The organism is Protofrankia sp. CiP3, assembly GCF_917627345.1.
Classification (GTDB): domain Bacteria; phylum Actinomycetota; class Actinomycetes; order Frankiales; family Frankiaceae; genus Protofrankia.
In genome coordinates this window covers 1-22,572 of the sequence record NZ_CAKJTM010000012.1, presented here as the reverse complement: position 1 = coordinate 22,572, position 22,572 = coordinate 1, and the positions used below count along the sequence as shown (strand labels likewise).

The following is a 22,572-nucleotide window of genomic DNA, read 5'->3' as shown; positions in this document are numbered from 1 at the left end:
CACCGTGGTTGCCACAACACTGTTGCAAGCCGCCGGGGAGAGCGGGCATTCGGACGAGAACGTCCTCATCCCCCCGCTTGGCGAGCTGCTGATCGGTACTTTGTCGTTCGGCCTGCTCGTGGCCTTCTTCTTCTGGAAGGTCTATCCGCAGATCAAGCGAGCGTATGCCGAGCGGACCGAGGCTATCGAGGGCAATCTCGCCCGTGCCCAGCATGCTCAGCGGGAGGCTCAGGAGCTTCTCACCTCCTACCGAGCGCAGCTCGCCGACGCGCAGACCGAGGCTGCCCGTATCCGTGATGACGCCCGTGAGCAGGGAGGTCGGATCCTCGCGGAGCTGCGTTCGCAGGCTGGTGCGGAAGTCGCCGAGATCAAGGCGCGTGGCGAGGCACAGCTCGCCGCGGAGCGGGCGCAGATCGTCGCTCAGCTCCGGCGTGAGGTCGGTGACATCGCCCTCGAGCTCGCGACGAAGATCGTTGGCCATGAGCTGGAGCGCGACGACCGCCAGCGTCAACTTGTCGACGACTTCATAGCCGGCCTGGAGCACCCAGGCGAGCCGGCCGTCCCAGCTCCGGCTGGTCCGGGGGGCTGACGCGTGGAGGGATCCAGCCGACGTTCTCTGGACTCGGCGCGTGCTCGTCTGGATGAGTTGACCATGCCTCCGCCACCCGGCATCAGGATGCGGTCCCACTATCCGGTCGATCTCGGCCGTCTGGCGGACGATCTCGAAGCTGTGGGGGATCTTCTCAACCGGGAGCCGGCGATCCGCCGGGCGCTGGCTGATCCGGGCACCCCCGGATCAGCCCGCTCCGACCTCGCGGCCCGCCTGTTCGATGCCAAGGTCTCGGCAGCGGCTCTTGACATCCTGCAGGTTGCGGCTAACGGCCGGTGGGCCCGGCCGCTCGATCTCCAGCGTGCCGTGTCCGAGCTCGGGGTCGAGGTCCTGCTCGCCCAGGCACAGCGCGAAGGCGTGCTCGACGATGTGGAGGACGAGCTGTTCCGGTTCGGCCGCATCCTCAACCGGACGCCCGAACTGTCGTTGGCGCTCAGCGATCCGGCGGCCCCGTGGTCCGCGAAGCGGGAACTCGTGGCCACGTTGCTGGACAGCAGGGCCAAGGCTGTAACGACACGTCTCGTCCAGCGTGCGGTTGCGGAGCGCCACTATGGAGATCTCGAACACCGTCTTGAGCAACTGACCGTGATCGCGGCGGCCCGCCGGAACCGGCTCGTCGCTTTGGTGCGCACGGCTGTCCCCCTCGCGGGGGACCAGATTTTTCGGTTGCGGACAGCGATCAGCCGGTATTTTGGTCGCGATGTCCAGCTCCAGGTGGACGTCGATCCGGCCGTTCTGGGCGGCGTTGTCGTGCGGGTGGGTGGCGAGGTGGTCGACGGCAGCGTCCTCCGCCGCCTCACCGACGCGCGCCGGCGACTGCACCGATAGAGCGCTCTCGTGGACACCCAGACCGCGCATGACCTGCGGGACGTGCCCTCACCATTTATTGAAGGACCGAAGCGATGACTGAGCTCTCCATTCGACCGGAGGAAATCCGCGCCGCCCTCCGGGACTACGTCGACTCCTACCAGGCATCCGTCGGGGAGCGTGAGGAGGTCGGCCGGGTCGTCGTCGCGGGCGACGGCATCGCGCGGGTCGAGGGCCTGCCGCACGTCATGACCAACGAGCTGCTGGAGTTCCACGGCGGCGTGCTGGGCCTGGCGTTGAACCTTGACGTTGCCGAGATCGGCTGCGTCATCCTCGGTGACTCCGAAAACATCGAGGAAGGCCAGGAGGTCCGTCGCACCGGTCAGATCCTCTCCGTCCCGGTCGGAGACGGTTTCCTCGGCCGGGTGGTCGATCCGCTGGGCCGCCCGATCGACGGGCTCGGCGAGATCGTCTCCACCGAGAGCCGAGCGCTGGAGCTGCAGGCGCCCACGGTCGTCCAGCGCCAGCCGGTCAAGGAGCCGCTCCAGACCGGTATCAAGGCGGTGGACGCGATGACCGCCATCGGCCGTGGCCAGCGTCAGCTGATCATTGGTGACCGGCAGACCGGCAAGAGCGCCGTCGCGCTGGACGCGATCATCAACCAGCGGGAGAACTGGGCGACGGGGGATCCGAAGCTCCAGGTCAAGTGCGTGTATGTGGCGGTCGGACAGAAGAAGTCGACCATCCGGGCCGTCCTCAACACGCTGGAGGAGACCGGCGCGCTGGCCTACACGACCATCGTGGCGGCGCCCGCTGACGAGCCAGCCGGTCTGAAGTACCTCGCGCCCTATACGGGGTCGGCAATCGGTCAGCACTGGATGTACAACGGCCAGCACGGACTGATCGTTTTTGATGACCTGTCGAAGCAGGCTGAGGCATACCGGGCGATCTCGCTGTTGCTGCGCCGCCCGCCGGGCCGTGAGGCTTATCCCGGCGACGTCTTCTACTTGCACTCCAGGCTGCTGGAGCGATGCGCGAAGCTGTCGGACGAGCTCGGTGCCGGCTCCCTGACCGGTTTGCCGATCATCGAGACCAAGGGCAACGACATCTCCGCCTACATTCCGACGAACGTCATCTCCATCACCGACGGGCAGATCTTCCTCGAGACCGACCTGTTCAACCAGGGCGTCCGTCCGGCGATCAACGTCGGTACCTCGGTCTCCCGCGTGGGCGGGAGCGCCCAGATCAAGGCGATGAAGGCGGTCGCGGGGCGGCTGCGCCTCGACCTCGCGCAGTACCGCGAGCTGGAGGCGTTCTCCGCGTTCGGCTCGGATCTCGACAAGGCCTCGCGGGCACAGCTTGAGCGGGGTGCGCGCATGGTCGAACTGCTCAAGCAGCCGCAGTACGAGCCCTTCCCGGTCGAGCGGCAGGTCGTATCGATCTGGGCGGGTACCTCCGGGCAGCTCGACGATGTGCCGGTCGCGGACATCCGCCGCTTCGAGCGTGAGTTCCTCGACTTCATCGAGCGGATCCAGCCGGGGGTCTACAGGACCATCCAGGGCACGGGCAAGCTGGACGACGACACCGTCAGCGCGCTCGAGCAGCTGGTCGCGAAGTTCAAGGCCGAGTTCACGCTGTCGGGCGGTCTGCCGCTGGTCAACGAGCCACTGCCGGAGAGCCTGGACCCGTCCGAGGTGGAGCGGGAAGCGATCAAGATCCATCAGGCGAAGCCGAAGGACGAGGACTGAGGACGTGGCCGGCCAGCTCCGTGAGTACCGGCGCCGCATCCGCTCGATTCAGTCGACCAAGAAGATTACCCGCGCGATGGAACTCATTGCCGCATCCAGGATCGTGAAGGCCAAGGCGAGGGTCGCCGCTTCCCGGCCGTACGCGGACGAGATCACCCGAGTGATCTCCGCGGTGGCGTCGCAGACCACGATTCGTCACCCGCTGACGACCGAACACACAGATCCGCGGCGAGCCGCGGTTCTCGTGGTCACCAGTGACCGCGGCCTTGCCGGCGGTTACAACGCCAACGTGCTGCGCCGGACGGGTGAGCTGCTGGAGCTGCTGCGCTCGGAGGGCAAGGAGCCGGTCCTGTACGCGGTCGGGCGCAAGGCCGTCACGTACTACCGTTTCCGTGGCCGGGAGCTGGCCGGCGAGTTCATCGGTTTCTCCGAACAGCCGGGCTACGACAACGCCAAGGAAGTGGCCGATGCGTTGATCGCGCGCTTCCTGGACCCATCGGGGGAGAAGACCGACCGGGTGGACGAGATCCATGTCGTCTACACCGAGTACGTCAACACCCTGGCCCAGCGACCGGTTGCGCACCGCATTCTGCCGCTTGTGCTGGAGGCGACCGCCGAGCCCCCGCCTGGCGGCCCGCTTCCCCAGTACGAGTTCGAACCGTCCGCGGAGGGCGTGCTCGACGCACTGCTCCCTCGCTACGTCGAGAGCCGGTTGCACGCGGCACTGCTGGAGTCCGCGGCGTCCGAGTCGGCGGCCCGCCAGCGAGCGATGAAATCCGCGACTGACAACGCCGGTGAGCTGATTAAGACCTACACCCGCCGGGCGAACGCCGCTCGTCAGGACGCCATCACTCAGGAAATATCGGAAATCGTCGGCGGGGCCAACGCCCTCGCCCAGGTTTCCTAGACGACCGTTACACCGAAGAATGCTCGAAGTCACCGGCCGCGGGGAGAGCCGTCGGTGACTTCGGGGTATGACATGCAGATGAACCGCTTGAAGTCGCTGGCCTCCTGACGGAGCCGTCAGTCGCGGAGGGCACCTTGATGAAGCAGAGGACGCCATGACCGTCACCACTACCTCGCCCGCCGCGGTGGAGGGCAAGGCCCCTGGGATCGGCCGGGTCGCCCGTGTTATCGGCCCGGTCGTCGATGTGGAGTTCGCGCCCGACGAGATCCCCGAGATCTACCGTGCGCTGCGCGTCGAGCGCACCATCGACGGGCAGACCGCAACGCTGACGCTCGAGGTCGCGCAGCACATCGGTGACAACACCGTTCGGGCGATCTCCATGCAGCAGACCGACGGTCTGGTGCGTGGAGCGCCGGTTCAGGACACCGGCTCACCGATCACGGTTCCTGTTGGCAACGCCACCAAGGGGCACCTGTTCAATGTGCTCGGCGAGCCACTTGACGTCGAAAGCATCGCTACCGACGTACGCAGATCGATCCACGCGTCGGCGCCCCCGTTCGACCAGCTTGAGTCGAAGACAGAGATGTTCACGACCGGCATCAAGGTCATCGACCTGCTGGCGCCCTACGTGCGTGGTGGGAAGATCGGTCTGTTCGGCGGTGCCGGCGTCGGCAAGACGGTTGTCATCCAGGAAATGATCAACCGCGTCGCCACGCAGTTCGAGGGCGTGTCGGTGTTCGCCGGGGTCGGCGAGCGCACCCGGGAGGGCAACGACCTGTTCCTGGAGATGACCGAAGCCGGCGTCATCAAGGACACCGCGCTGGTCTTCGGGCAGATGGACGAGCCCCCGGGCACCCGGCTGCGGATCGCGCTCGCCGCGCTGACCATGGCGGAGTACTTCCGGGACGTCCAGAAGCAGGACGTGCTGCTGTTCATCGACAACATTTTCCGTTTCACCCAGGCCGGTGCCGAGGTCTCGACCCTGCTCGGACGCATGCCGAGCGCGGTGGGCTATCAGCCCACCCTGGCCGACGAGATGGGCGTCCTGCAAGAGCGGATCACCTCCACGCGCGGCCACTCGATCACTTCGCTCCAGGCGATCTACGTACCCGCGGACGACATCACCGACCCGGCCCCGCACACCACGTTCACTCACCTCGACGCGACCACGGTGCTTTCCCGGGCCATTTCCGACCTGGGGATCTATCCAGCGGTTGACCCGCTCGACTCGAGCTCACGCATTCTTGACGCCCGTTATCTGGGGCAGGATCACTACGACGTGGCGCGTGAGGTGCAGCGCATCCTGCAGCGTTACAAGGATCTACAGGACATCATCGCCATCCTCGGTATCGACGAGCTTTCCGAAGAGGACAAGATCCTCGTCAACCGGGCGCGGCGTATTCAGCGGTTCCTGTCGCAGCCCTTCTTTGTCGCCGAGCAGTTCACCGGCATCCCGGGCAAGTTCGTCCCGCTCGAAGATACGATCAAGTCCTTCAAGAAGCTGACCGAAGGCGACTACGACCACCTCCCGGAACAGGCGTTCTTCATGTGTGGTGGGATCGAGGACGCGGAGAAGAAGGCGAAGGAGCTCTAGTACCTGGTACCTAGGGCTTCTGGTACCTAGGGCTTCCGGGCCGCTGGCCGCGCGTGAAAATCATGATCGCGCGGTCTTCGGCCTTGCCGGTTTCCCCGATAGCGGTCGGAGCCGGGCCGGTCGTGTTCCCGATGAACGACCGGATTCACCAACTGCACGGCCTCCGTGATCCGCGGGGTCGAGGGCCGACGACAGCGGGAAGGACGGCAGCGCGATGCCGATGCGGGTGGCGATCGTCTCGCCGGAGAAGGAAGTATGGTCAGGCGAGGCTGACATGGTCGTCGCACGGACCACGGAAGGTGAGCTCGGTGTGCTCGCCGGGCACGTCCCGCTGCTCGGGGTGCTTGTCGAGGGCGGGCAGGTGCGGGTCAAGACCGGCGACAGCACACTGACCGTGGAGGTCGACGGCGGATTCCTCTCCGTGACCAAACAGGGTGTCAGTATCCTCGCCGAACACGCGCTCCTGGTGGGCACGGGCTGATCCCGCTGGCGCAGGGATGACCGGCGGCGCGAAAAGTCATCGTCGCGCCGCGTTTCGGCCGGGGCGCCGTCAGCGGTTGGCGCCCGGTTCCCACCGCACGTCCCCGCCGGGATTGGCGACCCGGGCGAGGATGAACAGCAGGTCGGACAGCCGGTTGAGGTAACGGGCGGGCAGCACGCCGGTATGCTCCGGGTCGGATTCCAGCAGCGCCCAGACGGACCGTTCCGCGCGGCGGGTGACTGTCCGTGCCACGTGCAACAGAGCGGCACCGGCCGTACCTCCGGGCAGGATGAACGAGTCCAGCTTCGGGAGGTTCTCGTTGAACCGGTCGCAGGCCTTCTCAAGCTGCTCCACATACGCGGCGGTGACCCGTAGCGGCGGGAAGCCCGGTTTTTCCACGACCGGCGTGCACAGATCCGCGCCGACGTCGAACAGGTCGTTCTGCACCCGGGCGAGCAGCGTCTGGATCTCCTCGGAGAGCCCGCCGAAGGCCAGCGCCATGCCGATGGCGGCGTTGGCCTCGTCGACGTCGGCATAGGCTGACAGCCGCGGGTCGGTCTTGCGGACCCGGGACATGTCACCGAGCGCGGTGGTCCCGTCGTCTCCGGTGCGGGTGTAGATCCGGGTCAGGTGGATGGCCATGCCGGTCACACTATGCCGTTGCCGTCTCCACCGGTTCGCTGCCGTGTCCACCGGTGCGTGGTTGGGCGCCGGCCGGCCGTCGGCCCTGCGTGCCGGATGGGCCTTGCCCTACCGGCCGGTCCGCGCTGACGGGCGGCTGCCGAGGCCATAGCATCGACTCCCGTGGAACGCTTCGTGGTCAGGGGCGGGTCTCGGCTTGTCGGCGAGGTTGATGTCCCCGGAGCGAAGAACTCCGTGCTCAAACTGATGGCCGCGAGCCTGCTGGCCCATGGCCGGACGACTCTTCGTGCCGTGCCTGACATCCTCGATGTCACGGTCATGGCTGACGTGCTGCGGGCGCTCGGGGCGACTGTCGATCGGGACCACCGCGACGGCCTGCTGTCGATCGACGTGCCAGCCCGGCCCGGTGCGGCGGCTGACAGCGACCTCGTCCGCCGCATCCGGGCATCCGTCGTCGTGCTGGGCCCGTTGGTCGCCCGCTGCGGTGAGGCGCGAGTCGCGCTCCCCGGTGGGGACGCGATCGGTACCCGCGCCCTCGACATGCATGTCAACGGTCTGACCAAGCTCGGGGCCATGATTGATGTCGAAGCGGGCATCCTGATGGCCCGGTCGGCCGGCCGGCTGCAGGGAGCGTCCATCTGGCTGGACTTCCCGAGCGTTGGCGCCACCGAGAACCTGCTGATGGCCGGTGTGCTGGCCAAGGGCACGACCGTGATCGATAATGCTGCCCGCGAGCCCGAGATCACCGATCTCTGCGCGATGCTGACGGCGATGGGCGCGGAGATCGACGGCGCGGGCACGTCCACGTTGGTGATCGACGGTGTCGACGGGCTCCGCCCGACCACACACAGCACGGTCGCGGATCGGATCGTGGCCGGGACCTTCGCCATCGGCGCGCTGATGACGGGCGGGGACGTACTTGTCCGGGGCGGGCGCGCCGATCATCTCGATATCGTGCTCGACAAGCTGTCCGCGGCGGGTGCCGCCGTGGACGTCCGCCCTGACGGCTTCCGCGTCGTCGCGGACCGGCCGCCACGGTCGATCGACGTGGTCACCCTGCCGTATCCGGGGTTCCCGACGGATCTTCTACCGCAGACCATCGCGCTGGAGGCGGTCAGCGAAGGGGTCTCCCTCATCACCGAGAATGTTTTCGAAAGCCGTTTCGTGTTCTGCCGGGAGCTGCTGAAGCTCGGCGCGGAGCTACGCACCGACGGCCACCACGTCATTGTCCGCCGTGCCGACCGCCTGGTCGGCACGCATGTGGTGGCTTCGGACGTCCGAGCCGGGGCCGGGCTGGTGCTGGCTGGTCTGATGGCTGACGGAATGACAAGCGTCAGCGAGGTTCACCATATTGACCGCGGTTACAGCGACTTCGTCGAGCAGCTGCGGGCGCTGGGCGCGGATATCCTGCGGGAACCGGCCGCGGACACGGCGTGGCGTACTGGTTGATCGGTAGCCATGACGCTCCGGGACATCATCGGCCGGAGGCCGGGCTGGGCCGGCACTCTCGGGCAGCCGCCGGGCAGCCGTCAGGGGGTGCCCGATGGATGTTGGTCGATGTGGGCGATGATCTAAGAACGCCCTATCCTCGGGCGCTCTAAAAGTGGCCCGGACGGCGGCGGGGCGAGCCATCCTGATGCTGGGTGGTGACCGGCGACAACAGCGCGAGGTGCGTGCCCCAGCCCCGCGACGCCGTGTCCCCTGGTGCCGGGTCGCTCTCAGGCCCAGTCGCGGTCAGTGCCCGCAACCACGGCACGTGCCCGCATGGAGTCCTCAGGGAACACCATGACGTGCCAACCGGAGACGTAGTGGCGGCGGATGTTGCCGTCGGCGTTCACCTGAATCGGGCCAGGCGGCGCCGCGCCTGACGTAGACCGTATCCCGTGTTGACGGAGGAGCTGGCGCAGCCGGGCTGCTTCGGTTGACGTACGGAGCGTTGCCACGGGTACCAGCATTCCGAAGTCGCCGTAACTTTTTGCGATGTATTTATTGCCACGCGTCCGCTTCGGTGCGAATACCCATCGGCACACCGCCACAAGCACGGCGGTGGCGGCGACGGCGATGGCTGGGCCGATCGTGTAGTGCAGGCTGTTCAGTGGCACCGTCACCTCCCTGCTGTCCGAGCCGGCGGGCTGGACGGATCTCATCGTCTCAGCGCGGCCGGCTCCGCGCAGGCGTTCATGCGTGGCCCGCGTCGCAGTTCTGGGCCGCCGCGTGGTCATGATTGCCTCGGCCGGTGTTTCCGTCCTGTACATAGTCCTGTGCGCAGTCTTTTCCGTCCTGTTCACCAGGGCGCCCGAGTGGATCGCACACCTGCGCATCCGTATCGCCACTCTGCGACTATGGATACTGGCCCTGTCGCCGGGGGCCGCTGTGGCAGCGGTTCTCGACAGGGCATCGGAAGGAATCAACAGCGCGTTCCGGCTGTGTCCGACAACTCCTGGCCGCCGGGGATGCCCGATCGGTCAGGGCATGAGCCAGGGGGGACGGGAGGCCTGATGAGTGAGAACGCGATGCTTCTCGACGAGGGACGTATGGAGATCCAGACCGTGCGGCTGGCTGGCCGGGTCGATGTACGCACCGTCGGTGATCTGCGGCTGCGGCTGCATGCCGCGATCGACAGCGGAACCGGGCAGTTGCGGGTGAACGTGTCCGGCCTGGAGCTGGCCGACCATGCGGGTCTCGGCGTCCTGCTCGGCGGGGCGCTGCGGGCGCGCCGGTCCGGGCGGTCGATGCTCCTGGTCGAGGTTCCCATGGCGCTGGGAAAGCTGCTGGCGGCCAACCGCCTCGGGCGCATCCTGCGGGCCGAGGACGCCGACCTGCCGCACGTGGGGCACGCCTGATGCGGCCAGCCCGCCGGCCACTTAGTGGTCGGCGCCAGGACAGCCCGCTGGTTCACTGTGGTCCCCAGTTCCATGAGGTTGCGTTCGGTCGTGGGATGATGGCTGTGGCCGGGGAGGGAAATGCTCGACGTCGATGCGCAGCGGTTGGGTCCAACAGGCGGTCCGGTATACCGGCGAGGTGATGCCCAGCCCGTTGACCAGCGCCGTACAGGGCTCATCGTCGGCGCGTTCGCGGTGGCGATCGTGCTGGGCGTGGTTATCGGTCTGGTGACCGCGCCTCGTGCCAGGACTGTCCCGCTGGCCACCCCGGCGACCGCCGCGCCACCGTCCGAGCTGCAGCCGGCGTTGGACCCGCCCACCTGGGAGGGCAGCCGCCTGCCGGGGACAGCCCACCAGATGCGGGTACGGGAGCAGGATCGCCGTGCCTTCAGCGCGAGTCTTGCGTATGACCTGCGCGAGAATGGCGCCGGGAACGTCACGACCGCGGACGTCGTCATCCCGCCGGGAAAGCTCTTCTACGGTGCGCTGGAAGGCCGCGACAGCACTTTCGACGAGTACTGGGCCGTCGGCCTGGCGCAGGTGGCCGGCGTAGCCTCGGCGCCGCCCAACCCGCACGTGTGGAAGCGGACCGGAAGCGGCCCCTGGATGCAGCTCGTGGAGGGGCCGGGCGCCTGTGACAGGTTGCCGCCCGTTCTTTTCACGGCCTGGCGGGGGCGTCCAGGTCTCTGTTCGGGCGCGTGACGTTACCTCCCGGTAGGCTTCCGGCCATCGGATGAGCCTCCGGGAGGGTATGGCGATGGCCAACACGGTGCGGCGAGAGCAGTCCGAGCAGGCCAGTCCGCGGCGGGACCGACCGTGGATCATTCGGACCTATGCCGGTCACTCCAATCCGGCGGAAACCAACGCGCTTTACCGCCGGAACCTGGCCAAGGGGCAGACGGGCCTGTCGGTCGCGTTCGACCTGCCGACCCAGACCGGTTATGACCCCGATCACGAGCTCGCCCGCGGCGAGGTCGGCAAGGTGGGTGTGCCGATCGCGCATGTCGGCGACATGCGCGCGCTGTTCCAGGACATCCCGCTGGGCCAGATGAACACCTCGATGACGATTAACGCGACAGCCATGTGGCTGCTCGCCCTCTACCAGGTCGTCGCTGAGGAACAGGGCGCGGACCCGGCGAAACTCACCGGCACGACCCAGAATGACATCATCAAGGAGTACCTCTCGCGCGGGACGTACGTGTTCCCGCCGGCGCCGTCGCTACGGCTGATCACCGATATGATCGCCTACGCGGTGACCGAGATCCCCAAATGGAATCCGATCAATGTCTGCAGTTATCACCTGCAGGAGGCCGGGGCCACCCCCGTTCAGGAGATCGCCTACTCGATGTGCACGGCCATCGCCGTGCTCGACGCCGTGGTCGCCTCCGGGCAGGTGCCGGCCGAACGCACCGGCGAGGTCTGCGCCCGGATGTCGTTCTTCGTCAATGCCGGCGTCCGCTTCGTTGAGGAAATGTGCAAGATGCGGGCGTTCGTCGAACTGTGGGACACGTTGCTGCGGACCCGCTACGGGGTCACCGACCCCGGTCACCGGCGGTTCCGCTACGGCGTCCAGGTCAACTCCCTGGGCCTGACCGAGGCGCAGCCGGAGAACAACGTTATCCGGATCGTGCTGGAGGCCCTTGGCGTGACGCTGTCGAAGGACGCCCGCTGCCGGGCTCTGCAACTACCGGCCTGGAACGAGGCCCTCGGCCTGCCCCGGCCCTGGGACCAGCAGTGGTCGCTGCGTATCCAGCAGATCCTTGCGCACGAGACCGACCTGTTGGAGTACGACGATCTCTTCGAGGGTTCGGTTGTCGTCGAGCGGCGGGTGGCCGAGCTGGTCGAAGCCGCGCAGAAGGAGATCGACAAGGTACAGGCGATGGGCGGCGCGGTGGCCGCGGTCGAGAGCGGCTATATGAAGTCCCAGCTCGTCGCTTCGCAGGCGAACCGGCGGATGCGCATCGAGTCCGGCGAGGACGTGGTGGTCGGTGTGAACAGCTTCACCGCCACCGAGCCGAATCCGTTGCTCGCCGACCTGACGGCGGCGGTCCAGACAGTGGACCCGGCGGTGGCGGAGGCTGCCCGTGCCGACATCGCGACCTGGCGGGCCGATCGCGACGCGCGTGCCGTGGACGATGCCCTGCGGGGCCTGCGGGACGCGGCGAAGACCGACACGAACCTGATGGCCGCAACGCTGGTCTGCGCCCGTGCCGGAGTCACCACGGGGGAGTGGACCAGTACCCTGCGTGACACCTTCGGTGAGTACCGGGCTCCGACAGGTGTGTCCGGCGCCGCGGTACACGCTGGCGGCGCCGAGCTTGCCGGCGTGCGGGACAGGGTCGCCGAGACCGGGCGGGAACTGGGCCGCAGACTGAAGTTCCTCGTCGGCAAGCCAGGCCTGGACGGGCATTCCAACGGTGCCGAGCAGATCGCCGTACGCGCCCGCGACGCTGGCTTCGAAGTCGTCTACCAGGGCATCCGGCTGACACCGGCGCAGATCGTCGCCGCCGCGGTGGAGGAGGACGTGCACGTCGTGGGCTTGTCGGTGCTGTCCGGCTCCCATCTGGAGCTGGTGCCCCAGGTCCTTGACGGGATGCGGGCAGCCGGGATCGGTGACGTACCCGTCATCGTCGGCGGCATCATCCCGCCCGCGGACGCCGAGCGCCTCAGGGCGCTCGGCGTGGCCGCGGTCTATACACCGAAGGACTACGGTCTCACCGAAATCATGGGTGGGGTCGTGGACGTCGTCCGCGCCGCGAATGGCCTGGCCTGAGCTGGCCTCCCCGGGACCCGGACATGGTGGTGCGGGGCCGCCCGGGGCCGCGTAGCGTCCGGAGGGTGATGGCTGACGAAGGCACCCATCCCCAACGCGCGCCGGCGCGGGGCGCCGGACGGGCCCAGGACGGCACCGGGCCGGCCGCGCCCCCCGTTTCCCTGCGGGACGCCGTCGCGTTGGCCACCCGCGCGCATGCCGGCCAGCTCGACAAGATCGGCGATGACTACATCGGCCACCCGCTGCGGGTGATGGACGCTGTCGGTGCCGCCGCGGAGCGGGCCGCTGTCGACCCCTACCACGCCCGGTTGGCCGCGGTGCTGCACGACGTCGTCGAGGACACCGACGTCACCCTGGCGGACCTCGCCTCCCTCGGTTATCCGCCCGAGGTCGTCGCCGCGGTCGACGCGCTGACCCATCGCGACGGGGAGTCGGTGCCTGACTATCTCACCCGGGTAGCCGGCAACGACCTGGCGGTCGTGGTGAAACGCGCGGACATGGCCGACAACAGCAACCCGGCGCGGCTGGCGAGGCTGCCGCGGGATCAGGCGGACCGCTACACGCGACGTTACGCTGACCGTGTCCGGCTACTCGATGATCTTGTTGCCGGGCGCAAGGCGGACTGGGTACGGATGGGATAGGACGGATGGGGCAGGGACGCACCGTGGACAGGTAAGAGCGCCCGGCAATAGGGGCGTGGATCAAGGAGTGGGGCTGGGGTGCGTGCATCGCAAGGCGGCGGAGGGAGCCACCCTGGTGTTGGGTGGTGACCGACGACAACACAGCGAGGTGCGTGCCCCAGCCCCGCGACGCCGCGTCCCTATTGCCGGTCGCTCTAAGCGGGTGTAGCCACCGGGGCCGGGGACGGTAGCGTTCTGGGCGTGCGTCTTGTGATTGCCAGGTGCAGCGTCGACTATGTGGGCCGGCTGACCGCACACCTGCCCAGCGCTGTTCGCCTGCTGCTGGTGAAGGCCGACGGGTCGGTGTCCATCCACGCGGACGGGCGGGCCTACAAACCACTGAACTGGATGAGCCCGCCTTGCGTGATCGCTGAGGCGGACGGTGTCTGGCGGGTGACCAACCGTGCGGACGAACGGCTCGTGATCACCCTTGAGGAGATCATGCACGACTCCTCCCATGATCTCGGCGTGGACCCGGGCCTGCGGAAGGACGGCGTGGAGGCACACCTGCAGGTGCTACTCGCCGAGCGCCCGGACGCGATTCGCGCCGGCCTCACCCTGGTGCGCCGGGAGTACGAGACCGGCATCGGCCCCGTCGACCTGCTCTGCCGCGACACCGACGGCGCGAGTGTCGCCGTCGAGGTGAAGCGCAAGGGTGAGATCGACGGCGTCGAGCAGCTGACCCGTTATCTCGCCCGGCTGGCGGACGATCCGTTCCTGCCGCATCCGGTGCGGGGGATCCTGGTCGCGCAGGCGATTACTCCGCAGGCGAGACTGCTGGCCGCGGACCGTGGTCTGGGCTGCGTCACCGTCGATTACGACGCCCTGCGCGGCCTGGCACCCGCGATCCCGACCCTGTTCTGATTTTCCAACGCAGTCGATAGCGACACCCGCCAAGAACAACGAACGAACTATTGTTACGGCCGCCGTTGAACAGCTCGACTCCGCGATGGTTCGTGTGCAATGCTGCGCGACGTGAATCCACCTGTACCAGGCATAAATACTAATCTTGCGTCCGGGTAGCGGCCTGGCTGTCCGCTAGGAGTGTTCCGGGAGCCGTCGTTCGACCAGGGAGCCGGACAGCCGGCTTTCGCGGAACATGCCCTGATCTCACCGCCAAAAAACTCGACATACCCGCGGTGAGCTGTCTGCGGTGTGCTGGTCGTTCTGTTCGTGCTGTTTGCCGCGCGTTCATCTGGGCGTGCGGGTCACTCCGGGTTTTCTTGTCGGGCCGCGCTGTTGTCCGGTGCTGTCCGTTGGCGTGGGCTCATGTAGGTTTTTGCCGTCAGATCTTTGGAGTTTATTCATGCGTGGCCGGCTTTCTGCCGCTCGTCTCCGGACGCTCTCTCGCCGGGTGTCTCGGCGGGTGTTGGCGGCTATCTCATTCGGGTTGGTACCGGTGCTGGTGCTGACCGGGCTGGTGATGCTGCGGATAGCCGGGGGCGGTACGGGCGGGCCGGCGCCGTTGGTGAATCCGTTCCGGACGGTGGCGTTGCCGCAGAGCTCGAACGGCAGTGCGGCGGGCCGTGACACGCAGGTGCCCACGGCGCAGTCCCAGTCGGGGAAGGCACCGGCGGCGGACAAGGCCCGTGCCGTGGTCCCGGCGGTGGCGGGGGCGGTGCCGGCCACGGTGGCGGAGCCAGCGCGTCCGGTGGAGTTCGCGAAGCCGGGGCCGGTGACGGGTGGTGCGGTGCTGGGGGAGCCGCGGCCAGGGCCGGTGACTCCGTCGGTTCCGTCGGTGGCGCGTGGACCGCAGCCGGGGCAGGTCGAGGTGCCCGGGCGGCGGACGGTGTGGAGCGATGAGTACGTCAATCCCGACGGTACTCACACGACACAGGTCTATTCGGTGCCGAAGCGGTTCACCGACGCTGGCGGCAAGCTGGTCGACATCGACACGACCCTGGTGGCGGCGGGCGCAGGGCGCCACCGGGTGGCCGCGGTCGAACACGCCGCCGACATCGCGGACACCGCGGACGACCCTCGGCTGGCGACGGTGCAGGTCGGCGGCGACGCGTCGCTGTCGTTCGGGATCGCTGGCGCGGGGCAGTCCGCGGCCACGGTTGAGGGGGCGACGGCGTCCTATGCCGACGTGCGGCGGTCGTCGGATGTGCGCATCACGGGAACGCTGTCGGGTTTGAAGGAGACGCTGGTCCTGCGCGCGGTGGACGCCCCGGCCCGTTGGACGTTTCCGTTGGGGCTGCACGGCCTGACCGCGACGCTGGACGGGAAGTCCCAGCAGATCTCGCTGGTCGACGCCTCGGGCACGGTGAAGGCGGTGATTCCTCGCGGGTCGATGGAAGATTCGGCGGTCGACCCGCATGTGGGCAGTGGGGCGTATTCGGAGGGTGTCGTCTACACCCTGGTGACCGCCTCGAATGGCCAGCCGGCGTTGCAGGTGGATCTGGATGCCGGGTGGCTGTCGGACCCGGCGCGGGTGTTCCCGGTCACGGTCGATCCGTCGGTGGAGGTGTTGCAGGCGTGGGCGGACGACACCTATGTGTCGTCGGCGTATCCGAATTCGCATTACAACACGTTGGACGACATTCATGTCGGGACGTACAACGGTGGCGGGGACGTCAATTACGGGTATATCAACTGGCAGGGCACGGCCGCGGTGAACCAGGCCAACGTCCTGGGCGTGACTGTGTCGTTGCTGAACAGCTGGTCGTGGTCGTGTACGGCGCGGCCGGTGAGCCTGTATGAGGTGAACCAGTCGTGGGATGGCACGACGATGCTGTGGCCGGGTGCCGCGGTCGGCCCGGAGGTCGCGCAGAGCAGTTTCGCCTACGGGTATTCGTCGTCGTGCCCGGCGAACTGGGGTTCCTTCAGTGATCCGCGGCTGACCGCGTTGGTGGATGACTGGACGCATGGGCGGAAGACGAACACGGGTACGTCGGTGCGGGCCAGTTCGACGGATAACTACGCGTGGAAGAAGTTCCTGTCGAATAATACGGCGACGGCGGCGAACCGGCCGCAGATGGCGATTACCTGGACGCCCTACGGTGCGACGTATGCGTATCCGCCGGGTGGGCCGGCGTGGACGCAGATGTTGTCACCGACGCAGCAGGGCAAGATCCAGGTCAATGTGACGAATACCGGGCGGGATCCGTGGCCGGCGAACAGCAACTATATGCTGGCCTATCATGTGTATGACGCGTCGAACACGACTGTGGTGCAGTATGACGGGTATGGCACGCAGCTGCCGGTGACGGTGAATCCAGGGCAGACCGCCACGGTGCTGGCGACGATCAATCCGTTGCCGTTGGGGAGTTATTCGCTGCGGTGGGACATGCTGAATTACGGGGTGACCTATTTTTCCGAGCAGGGTGTGAACTATGCTCTGCAGCCGTTGGATGTGGTGAACAATCCGCCGGTGCTGACGGCGGCGTCGCCGATGAATGGTGCGGCGGTGTACTCGCTGACGCCGACGTTGACGCTGACGGGTAATGACCCGGATAACTATCCGGGGTCGGGGGTGAATTACAGCTTCCAGTTGTGTACCGGGTCGGATGCGAATTCGGGGAGCTGCTGGTCGTCGGGGTGGATCACGGCGAATACGTGGAGCCCGCCGAAGGGTGTCCTGGCCTGGGACCAGTCGTATTACTGGCGGGGCTGGGTGGGTGACTATTCGTTGCCGAGCGCGGCGATGCCGCCGAGCCGGCTGGTGACGAAGGTTCCGCTGTCGGGTCCCGAGGGTCACCTGGGTGCGGATCCGTATGCGCCGACGGTGGCGAGTGTGACGCCGGTGGTGGGGAACTACACGACGTCGACGACGGACGCGTCGGTGGCGGGGGTGGGCCCGGCGCTCGGGGTGACCCGGACGTACAACGACCGGAACCCAGCCGACGGCCTGTTCGGGGTGGGCTGGTCGAGCCAGTACGACATGGCGATCGCGCCGGATCTGGCCGGGGAGGGGAATCTCGCGGTCCGGTATGCGGATGGGCGGGTGTCGCGGTTCGGCCGTAACCCGGACGGCTCGTTTGTGCCGTCGCCTGGCTATTACTCGTTGGTGCAGGCGCCGTCGCCGCGGGTGGCGTCGTTCACCGGGGCGGACTCGAACGCGTCGTTGGGGACGGCGGACACGGGGGAGGGCTGGCAGACGCTGGCCGGTACCTGGGGGGTCGCCGGGAACGACGCCTATCTGGTGTCGGCCGGTGCCGGGCGGAGCGTGGCGGTGCTGCCGGCGGGGGCGGACGGCACGGTGCGGTTCACGCTGCCGGTGGCACAGGACGATCTTGGGGTCGCGTTCCGCGTCCAGGACGCGGACAACCTGTGGATGGTGTACGCGAAGCCATCGGCGAACCAGCTGGTGGTGGCGAAACGGGTCGGCGGAGTGACCACGGTGGTGGCGGCCGCGTCGAATGCGTGTTGCGCGGCGTCGGATGTGTTCGCGGTGACGACGGCCGGGTCGTCGATCGCGGTGTCGCGCAACGACCGGGTGGTCGCGACCGTGAGCGACAGTGTGTTCCAGACGGCGACGAAAGCCGGGTTGTACGCGCTGACCACGGGTGCGGGGCGGGTCGGTGGGTTCGCCATCCTCGATGATCAGCAGCGGGATTCGTTCACCCGGGCCAACTCGTCGACGTCGGCGGGGAGTACCGATAACGGGGCGATCTGGACCGCACTGGCCGGTACCTGGGGCATCGACGCCAACCGTGCCTATCTGGCGTCGGCGGCGGGGAGCGCGAATCTGCTGGTGACGCCGGCGGCGGCAGACGGGTCGTTCAGTTTCACCGAACCGGTCACCCAGGCGAACATGGGGCTGGCGTTCCGGGTCGCGGACAGTGGCAACTTCTGGCGGTTGGTGGCGGTGCCGTCGGCGAGCAAATGGCGGCTGATCAAGCGTGTCGGTGGGGTTGACACGACGGTCGCCAATGCGTCGAGCTCCTGTTGCACGACGTCGGACACGTTGACGGTGGTGACGAACGGGCCATCGATCATCGTGTTGCGGAACGGCACACAGATCATGTCGGTGACCGATCCGGCGGTGCTGTTCGGGACCCGGGCGGGTCCGTACACCGAGGGCACCGGGTCGGGCCGGGTGGACGACGTGGTGCTCACCGCCGCCACCCTGTTGATCGACAAGACCGGTACGGCGTCGGCGTTCCGTTCCGATGGCCGGCTGAGCCGGGTCACGGATGTGGCCGGCCGGGCGCTGACGCTGTCCTACGACGCGACCAGCCGGCTGACCTCGGCGTTGAACGTGACGACGAACCGGTCGTTGGCGTTCACCTGGTCGGGTGGTCATGTCAGTCAGGTGGCGACGAACACGGTCGGCGCCTATGGCGGGCCGCTGGTCTGGTCGTACGGCTACACCGGCGCCAGCCTCACGTCGGTTGTCTCGCCGCGGTCGTCGACCCCGACGACGTACGCCTATGCGTTCAACGGGTTGTTGGGGCAGACGATCCTGCCGCGGGGGAACATCGCGGAGACGATCGGGTACAACCTGGACGGGACGGTGGCCTGGCGCGAGGAGGGGCTGGCCAAGCGCACCACGTTCACGGTGATCAGTAGCAGTCCGACGGTGATTGTGCGGGTGACGGACCCGCGGGGGCACGCCGAGGACTGGGAGTACGCGAACGGTCAGCTGATTTCGCATCGGGACGGGATGGGGAACCGCCGGTTCGTGTATAACGACCGGGGTTTCCTGGCGCAGGTGACCGATGAGAACGACAACCTGCTGATGCTGCAGACCGATACCCGGGGGAACATTCTGGCCCGCACGACGGTCCGGGCGGTCACAGGCGGTACCCAGCAGGCGAACAGCGACTATTACAGCTATTTTCTGGGGGCGCCGGGAGATCCCCGCAACGATCTGATGACGGTCTCCCGGGACGGCCGGTCGGCGTCCGCGACCGACAGCACCTACGCGACGACGTTCGCCTACAGCGTGCTGGGGGATCTGGTCGCGAAGACCGTGCCGGCCACGTCGGATTTCCCGTCCGGGCGGACCACGACCTGGTCGTATGCGGCGGGCACGGAATCGGCGACCGGTGGTGGCACCGTCCCGCGCGATGTGCTGCTGTCCACGACGGATCCGCGGGGGAAGGTCACGGCCTTCTCCTACGACAGCAAGGGGGATCTGCGCGGGGACGTCGATCCGGTCGGGCTGGTCCACGACTACAGCTATGACGAGCTGGGTCGGCGGGTCACGGCGAAGGAGACCTCCGACAGTTTCCCGGCGGGGCTGACCACGACCACCGCCTACGACAAGCTGTCGCGGGTTTCGCAGGTGACCGAGCCCGGGGCGGTGAACCCGGTGTCCGGGGTGACCCACACCCGGGTCACGGCGAACACCTACGACCTGAACGAGAACCGCACCCAGACGGTGGTGTCGGATACGACCGGTGGGGATGCGGCGCGGACGACGACGTACGCCTATGACAACGACGACCGGGTGACGTCGACGACCGCGGCTGCGGGGGCGGCGGAGGCCGCGACCACGGCCACGGCGTATGACGACAACGGGAACGCCGCGACGGTCACGGATCCGCAGGGCACGGTCACCGCGTTCACGTACACGGCCAAGAACCTGCTGGCGACGACCACGGTGAAGAGTTTTGTGGATGATCCGGTGGCGGGGTCGACGCCGCGGGACGTGGTGACCGAGTCCCGGGCCTACGACCCGGCGGGCCGGTTGGCGAGTGTGACCGATGCGCTGGGCCGGACGGTCCAGCACACCTACTGGTTGGATGATCTGCCGCGGCAGGACATTCTGGTGGGCTACCGGCCGCCGGACACCGTGAACGGGGTGCTGTCGAGTCCAGCTGCCCGTGACATTGTGCTGGCCGATCGCAGTTATGACGGGGCGGGTAATCCGGTCGGGGTGACGACCGGTGGTGGCCGGTTGACGGTGACCACGGTGGTGGATGCGGCCGGGCGGACGACGCGGTCGACGGTGGATCCGGCGGGGCTGGCCCGCACCACCGACCTGGCCTATGACGCGAACGATGATGTCACCTCGGCGGTGTCGGGTGCGGCGGGGACGAGCACGACCGGGCGGGTCGATATCGGGTATGACAACGCGTCCCGGGTGACGTCGCGGGCGGTGTTCGGGGACGGCTCGGCGACGTTCGTGTCGACGACGCTGCGGGATCAGCGGGGGTTTGTCACCGGGACCGCGGATCCGCGGGGGTACGTCGCGGGAGGGTCGCCGGACCCGGCGTATCTGACGAACAGCAGCGTGGACGCGGCCGGCCGGGTCACCCAGAGCAAGGCGCCGCCGGTGTTGGTGGAGGAGAACGGCGCGACCGCCACCAGCGGCCGTCCCACGTCCGACGTCGGGTACAACACGTTCGGGGAGGCTACCCACCGTCGGGATACCCGCGGGCTGGTCACGACCCGCATCGTGGACCGGCTGGGCCGGGTCACCCAGACGAGCTACCCGGCCTACACCCCGCCGGGCGGGAGCGTGCTCACCCCGGTCGAGTCCTGGACGTATGACCACAACGGCAACGTCCTGACCCATGTGAACACCCGGGGGAAGACCACGTCGACGGTGTACGACCGGCGGAACCGGCCGGTGGCGGTCACCGAACCGCAGGTCACTGGCGCGTCCGCCGGGGTGAGCCGGCTGGGTTATGACGATGCGGGGAACGTGACGTCGGCGGTGAACGCGGTCGGGGCCTGGACGTTCCTGGCGTATGACGATTTGAACCGGGTGTGGGCGGCCACGGCGACGGAGCGCTCGCCGCAGGGCACGTTCACCACCTATACCGATCATGATGATGCGGGGAACGTCACCCGGGTGATCAAGCCGGCGAACGTCGGGTCGCAGGCGGCGTGGACCGGTGTGTACGACGCCACGGGTGGGCTGATCAGCGAACGCGACGAGCTCGGGAAGCTCACCAGCCGGACCTACGATCTGGCGGGTCGGTTGGCGTCGGTGACGGATCCGTTGGGCCGGTCGACCCGGTACACCTACGACCGGGCCGGTCGGCGGGTCACTACCGCGCAGTTCTCGGCGTCGAACAGCCAGCTACGCACGGCGAGCATCGGTTATGACGCGGCGGGGAACCCAACGTCGTCCACGGACGCGAACGGGTGGACGACCACCCGGAGCTACGATCCGCTGGATCAGCTGCGAACGCTGACCGAGCCGGTCACCGCCTCGGCGTCGATCACCACGAGCGTGGGGTATGACGCGGCTGGGCACCGGACCCGGCTGACCGACGGTAACAGTCATGCGACGGTGACGACGTTCAACAGTCTGGGCCTGGTCGAGACGACGATCGAGCCGTCGACCACCGCGTATCCGGCGGCGGCGGATCGGACCTGGCAGACGTCGTATGACGCCGGTGGGCTGCCGGTCAGCCTGGTTGAGCCGGGTGGGGTGACCCGGGCGCGCACCTTCGACGCGTTGGGCCGGTTGACCGCGGAGTCCGGCTCGGGGGGTGGGGCGGCATCGGCGTCGCGGACCCTGGGGTATGACCTGATTGGCCGGGTCACGTCGGTGAACCATCCGTCGGGCACGCAGTCGTTGACGTATAACGATCGGGATCTGCCGATCGGGAGCACCGGCCCGGCCGGGTCGTCGTCGTTCGGTTATGACGCGAGTGGCCGGATGAGCTCGCGGACCGACGGGGCGGGGACGTCGTCGTTCGGGTACAACGCCCGGGATGATCTGATCTCGACGTCGGGTGCGGTCACGGGTGGGACCCGGACATTGGGCTATGACGATGCCCGTCAGCTGACCTCGGTGACCTACGCCAGTGGTGGGGCGGTCCGGTCGTTCGGTTATGACCAGCTGGGTCGGACCACCTCGGACACCCTGACCGGGCCGGGCGGGACGTTGCGGGCGGCGACGTACAGCTATGACGGCAACGACAATCGGCTGGCTGAAACGTTGAGTCCGGCGGCGCTGGCGGGGTCGGGGAGTCAGAGCTACGCCTATGACCGGGCGGATCGGCTGGTGTCGTGGACGAACACTGGTGGGGCGACGACGACGTACGGCTGGGATGGGGCGGGGAACCGCACGTCGGTGAACGGTACGGCGGCGAGCTTCGATGAGCGGAACCAGCTGCTCACCGATGGGACGACGACGTTCACCTATACGGCGCGGGGGACCCGGGCGACCCGGACCGCCGGCGGGACGATGGCGACCACGGGCTTCGACGGGTTCGACCGGCTGGTCTCCGACAGTACGTCGGGGACGACGAGTTACGGCTATGACGGGTTGGATCGGCTCGCGGTCCGCAACGGCACCACCCTGGGCTATGCCGGGGTGGAAAAAGAACCGGTCGCCGATGGGACGTCGACGTATGCCCGGGACCCGGACGGGGATCTGATCGGGTTGGGGACGCCGGGTGGGGCGTGGGTGCCGCTGGCCGATCCCCATGGGGATGTGGTGGGCGCGTTCACCACGAACGGGGCGGGGTTGACGGATCAGAAGGTGTTCGATCCGTTCGGGGTGGCGACGACCGCGGGCAGTGCGAATGTGCGGGTTGGT

At 67.9% G+C, this 22,572-nt stretch carries 16 protein-coding genes; 14 read left to right on the top strand and 2 right to left on the bottom strand.

The features are described 5' to 3' along the window. Positions 1 to 4: 4 nt before the first annotated feature. The 6 genes from MJ797_RS06870 (at position 5) to MJ797_RS06845 (ending at position 6,147) form a co-directional block, all read left to right on the top strand. A complete protein-coding gene (locus MJ797_RS06870; RefSeq protein ID WP_239332936.1) occupies positions 5 to 589 on the top strand; it encodes a F0F1 ATP synthase subunit B in 585 nt (194 codons plus the stop codon). 3 nt (positions 590 to 592) lie between these two features. Continuing rightward, positions 593 to 1,438 (top strand): F0F1 ATP synthase subunit delta, encoded by an 846-nt coding sequence (locus MJ797_RS06865; protein WP_239332934.1) that lies wholly within the window; start codon positions 593 to 595, stop codon positions 1,436 to 1,438. Positions 1,439 to 1,512: 74 nt separating this feature from the next. Next, on the top strand, positions 1,513 to 3,165 hold the full coding sequence (gene atpA / locus MJ797_RS06860) for a F0F1 ATP synthase subunit alpha (protein WP_239332932.1): 1,653 nt from the start codon (positions 1,513 to 1,515) through the stop codon (positions 3,163 to 3,165). Between the two features lie 4 nt (positions 3,166 to 3,169). Then, positions 3,170 to 4,072 (top strand): F0F1 ATP synthase subunit gamma, encoded by a 903-nt coding sequence (locus MJ797_RS06855; RefSeq protein WP_239332930.1) that lies wholly within the window; start codon positions 3,170 to 3,172, stop codon positions 4,070 to 4,072. 154 nt (positions 4,073 to 4,226) lie between these two features. After that, a complete protein-coding gene (atpD, locus tag MJ797_RS06850) occupies positions 4,227 to 5,666 on the top strand; it encodes a F0F1 ATP synthase subunit beta (RefSeq protein WP_239332928.1) in 1,440 nt (479 codons plus the stop codon). A gap of 214 nt (positions 5,667 to 5,880) precedes the next feature. Further along, on the top strand, positions 5,881 to 6,147 hold the full coding sequence (locus tag MJ797_RS06845) for a F0F1 ATP synthase subunit epsilon (protein WP_239332926.1): 267 nt from the start codon (positions 5,881 to 5,883) through the stop codon (positions 6,145 to 6,147). A 69-nt stretch (positions 6,148 to 6,216) separates the two neighbouring features. On the opposite strand, the gene MJ797_RS06840 is transcribed toward MJ797_RS06845, so the two are convergent. Beyond that, the gene (locus MJ797_RS06840) at positions 6,217 to 6,789 is read right to left on the bottom strand and encodes a cob(I)yrinic acid a,c-diamide adenosyltransferase (protein WP_239332924.1); all 573 of its coding nucleotides are present in this window, start codon (positions 6,787 to 6,789) and stop codon (positions 6,217 to 6,219) included. A gap of 162 nt (positions 6,790 to 6,951) precedes the next feature. On the opposite strand from MJ797_RS06840, the gene murA reads away from it, so the two are divergent. After that, on the top strand, positions 6,952 to 8,238 hold the full coding sequence (gene murA / locus MJ797_RS06835; protein ID WP_239332922.1) for a UDP-N-acetylglucosamine 1-carboxyvinyltransferase: 1,287 nt from the start codon (positions 6,952 to 6,954) through the stop codon (positions 8,236 to 8,238). Between the two features lie 269 nt (positions 8,239 to 8,507). Here the strand turns inward: murA and MJ797_RS06830 are convergent, their stop codons facing one another. Next, positions 8,508 to 8,891 (bottom strand): hypothetical protein, encoded by a 384-nt coding sequence (locus MJ797_RS06830; protein WP_239332920.1) that lies wholly within the window; start codon positions 8,889 to 8,891, stop codon positions 8,508 to 8,510. Between the two features lie 82 nt (positions 8,892 to 8,973). Between MJ797_RS06830 and MJ797_RS06825 the strand changes: the two genes are divergently transcribed. From MJ797_RS06825 to MJ797_RS06795, 7 genes are all read left to right on the top strand, one after another. Continuing rightward, entirely contained in the window at positions 8,974 to 9,288 is a 315-nt protein-coding gene (locus tag MJ797_RS06825; protein WP_239332918.1) for a hypothetical protein, read from the top strand. Continuing rightward, entirely contained in the window at positions 9,288 to 9,632 is a 345-nt protein-coding gene (locus MJ797_RS06820; RefSeq protein ID WP_239332916.1) for an STAS domain-containing protein, read from the top strand. Before MJ797_RS06825 ends, MJ797_RS06820 begins: the two co-directional genes overlap by 1 nt. 120 nt (positions 9,633 to 9,752) lie before the next feature. Beyond that, the gene (locus MJ797_RS06815) at positions 9,753 to 10,373 is read left to right on the top strand and encodes a hypothetical protein (RefSeq protein WP_239332914.1); all 621 of its coding nucleotides are present in this window, start codon (positions 9,753 to 9,755) and stop codon (positions 10,371 to 10,373) included. 55 nt (positions 10,374 to 10,428) lie between these two features. Further along, a complete protein-coding gene (locus MJ797_RS06810; protein WP_239332912.1) occupies positions 10,429 to 12,444 on the top strand; it encodes a protein meaA in 2,016 nt (671 codons plus the stop codon). A 68-nt stretch (positions 12,445 to 12,512) separates the two neighbouring features. After that, positions 12,513 to 13,085 carry an HD domain-containing protein gene (locus MJ797_RS06805; RefSeq protein WP_239332910.1) on the top strand — a complete coding sequence of 191 codons (573 nt, stop codon included), beginning with the start codon at positions 12,513 to 12,515 and terminating at the stop codon, positions 13,083 to 13,085. Positions 13,086 to 13,325: 240 nt separating this feature from the next. Further along, positions 13,326 to 13,988 (top strand): endonuclease NucS, encoded by a 663-nt coding sequence (gene nucS / locus MJ797_RS06800; protein ID WP_239332908.1) that lies wholly within the window; start codon positions 13,326 to 13,328, stop codon positions 13,986 to 13,988. Between the two features lie 535 nt (positions 13,989 to 14,523). Then, positions 14,524 to 22,572, top strand: an 8,049-nt coding sequence (locus MJ797_RS06795; protein WP_239332906.1) for a DNRLRE domain-containing protein, incomplete at its 3' end; no start/stop codon positions are given.

Bases quoted from the DNA above. Each gene is read 5' to 3' on its own strand.
- atpA (WP_239332932.1), top strand. From the start codon at position 1,513: ATGACTGAGCTCTCCATTCGACCGGAGGAAATCCGCGCCGCCCTCCGG.
- atpD (WP_239332928.1), top strand. From the start codon at position 4,227: ATGACCGTCACCACTACCTCGCCCGCCGCGGTGGAGGGCAAGGCCCCT.
- MJ797_RS06845 (WP_239332926.1), top strand. From the start codon at position 5,881: ATGCCGATGCGGGTGGCGATCGTCTCGCCGGAGAAGGAAGTATGGTCA.
- MJ797_RS06840 (WP_239332924.1), bottom strand. From the start codon at position 6,789: ATGGCCATCCACCTGACCCGGATCTACACCCGCACCGGAGACGACGGG.
- MJ797_RS06820 (WP_239332916.1), top strand. From the start codon at position 9,288: ATGAGTGAGAACGCGATGCTTCTCGACGAGGGACGTATGGAGATCCAG.
- MJ797_RS06815 (WP_239332914.1), top strand. From the start codon at position 9,753: ATGCTCGACGTCGATGCGCAGCGGTTGGGTCCAACAGGCGGTCCGGTA.
- MJ797_RS06810 (WP_239332912.1), top strand. From the start codon at position 10,429: ATGGCCAACACGGTGCGGCGAGAGCAGTCCGAGCAGGCCAGTCCGCGG.
- MJ797_RS06805 (WP_239332910.1), top strand. From the start codon at position 12,513: ATGGCTGACGAAGGCACCCATCCCCAACGCGCGCCGGCGCGGGGCGCC.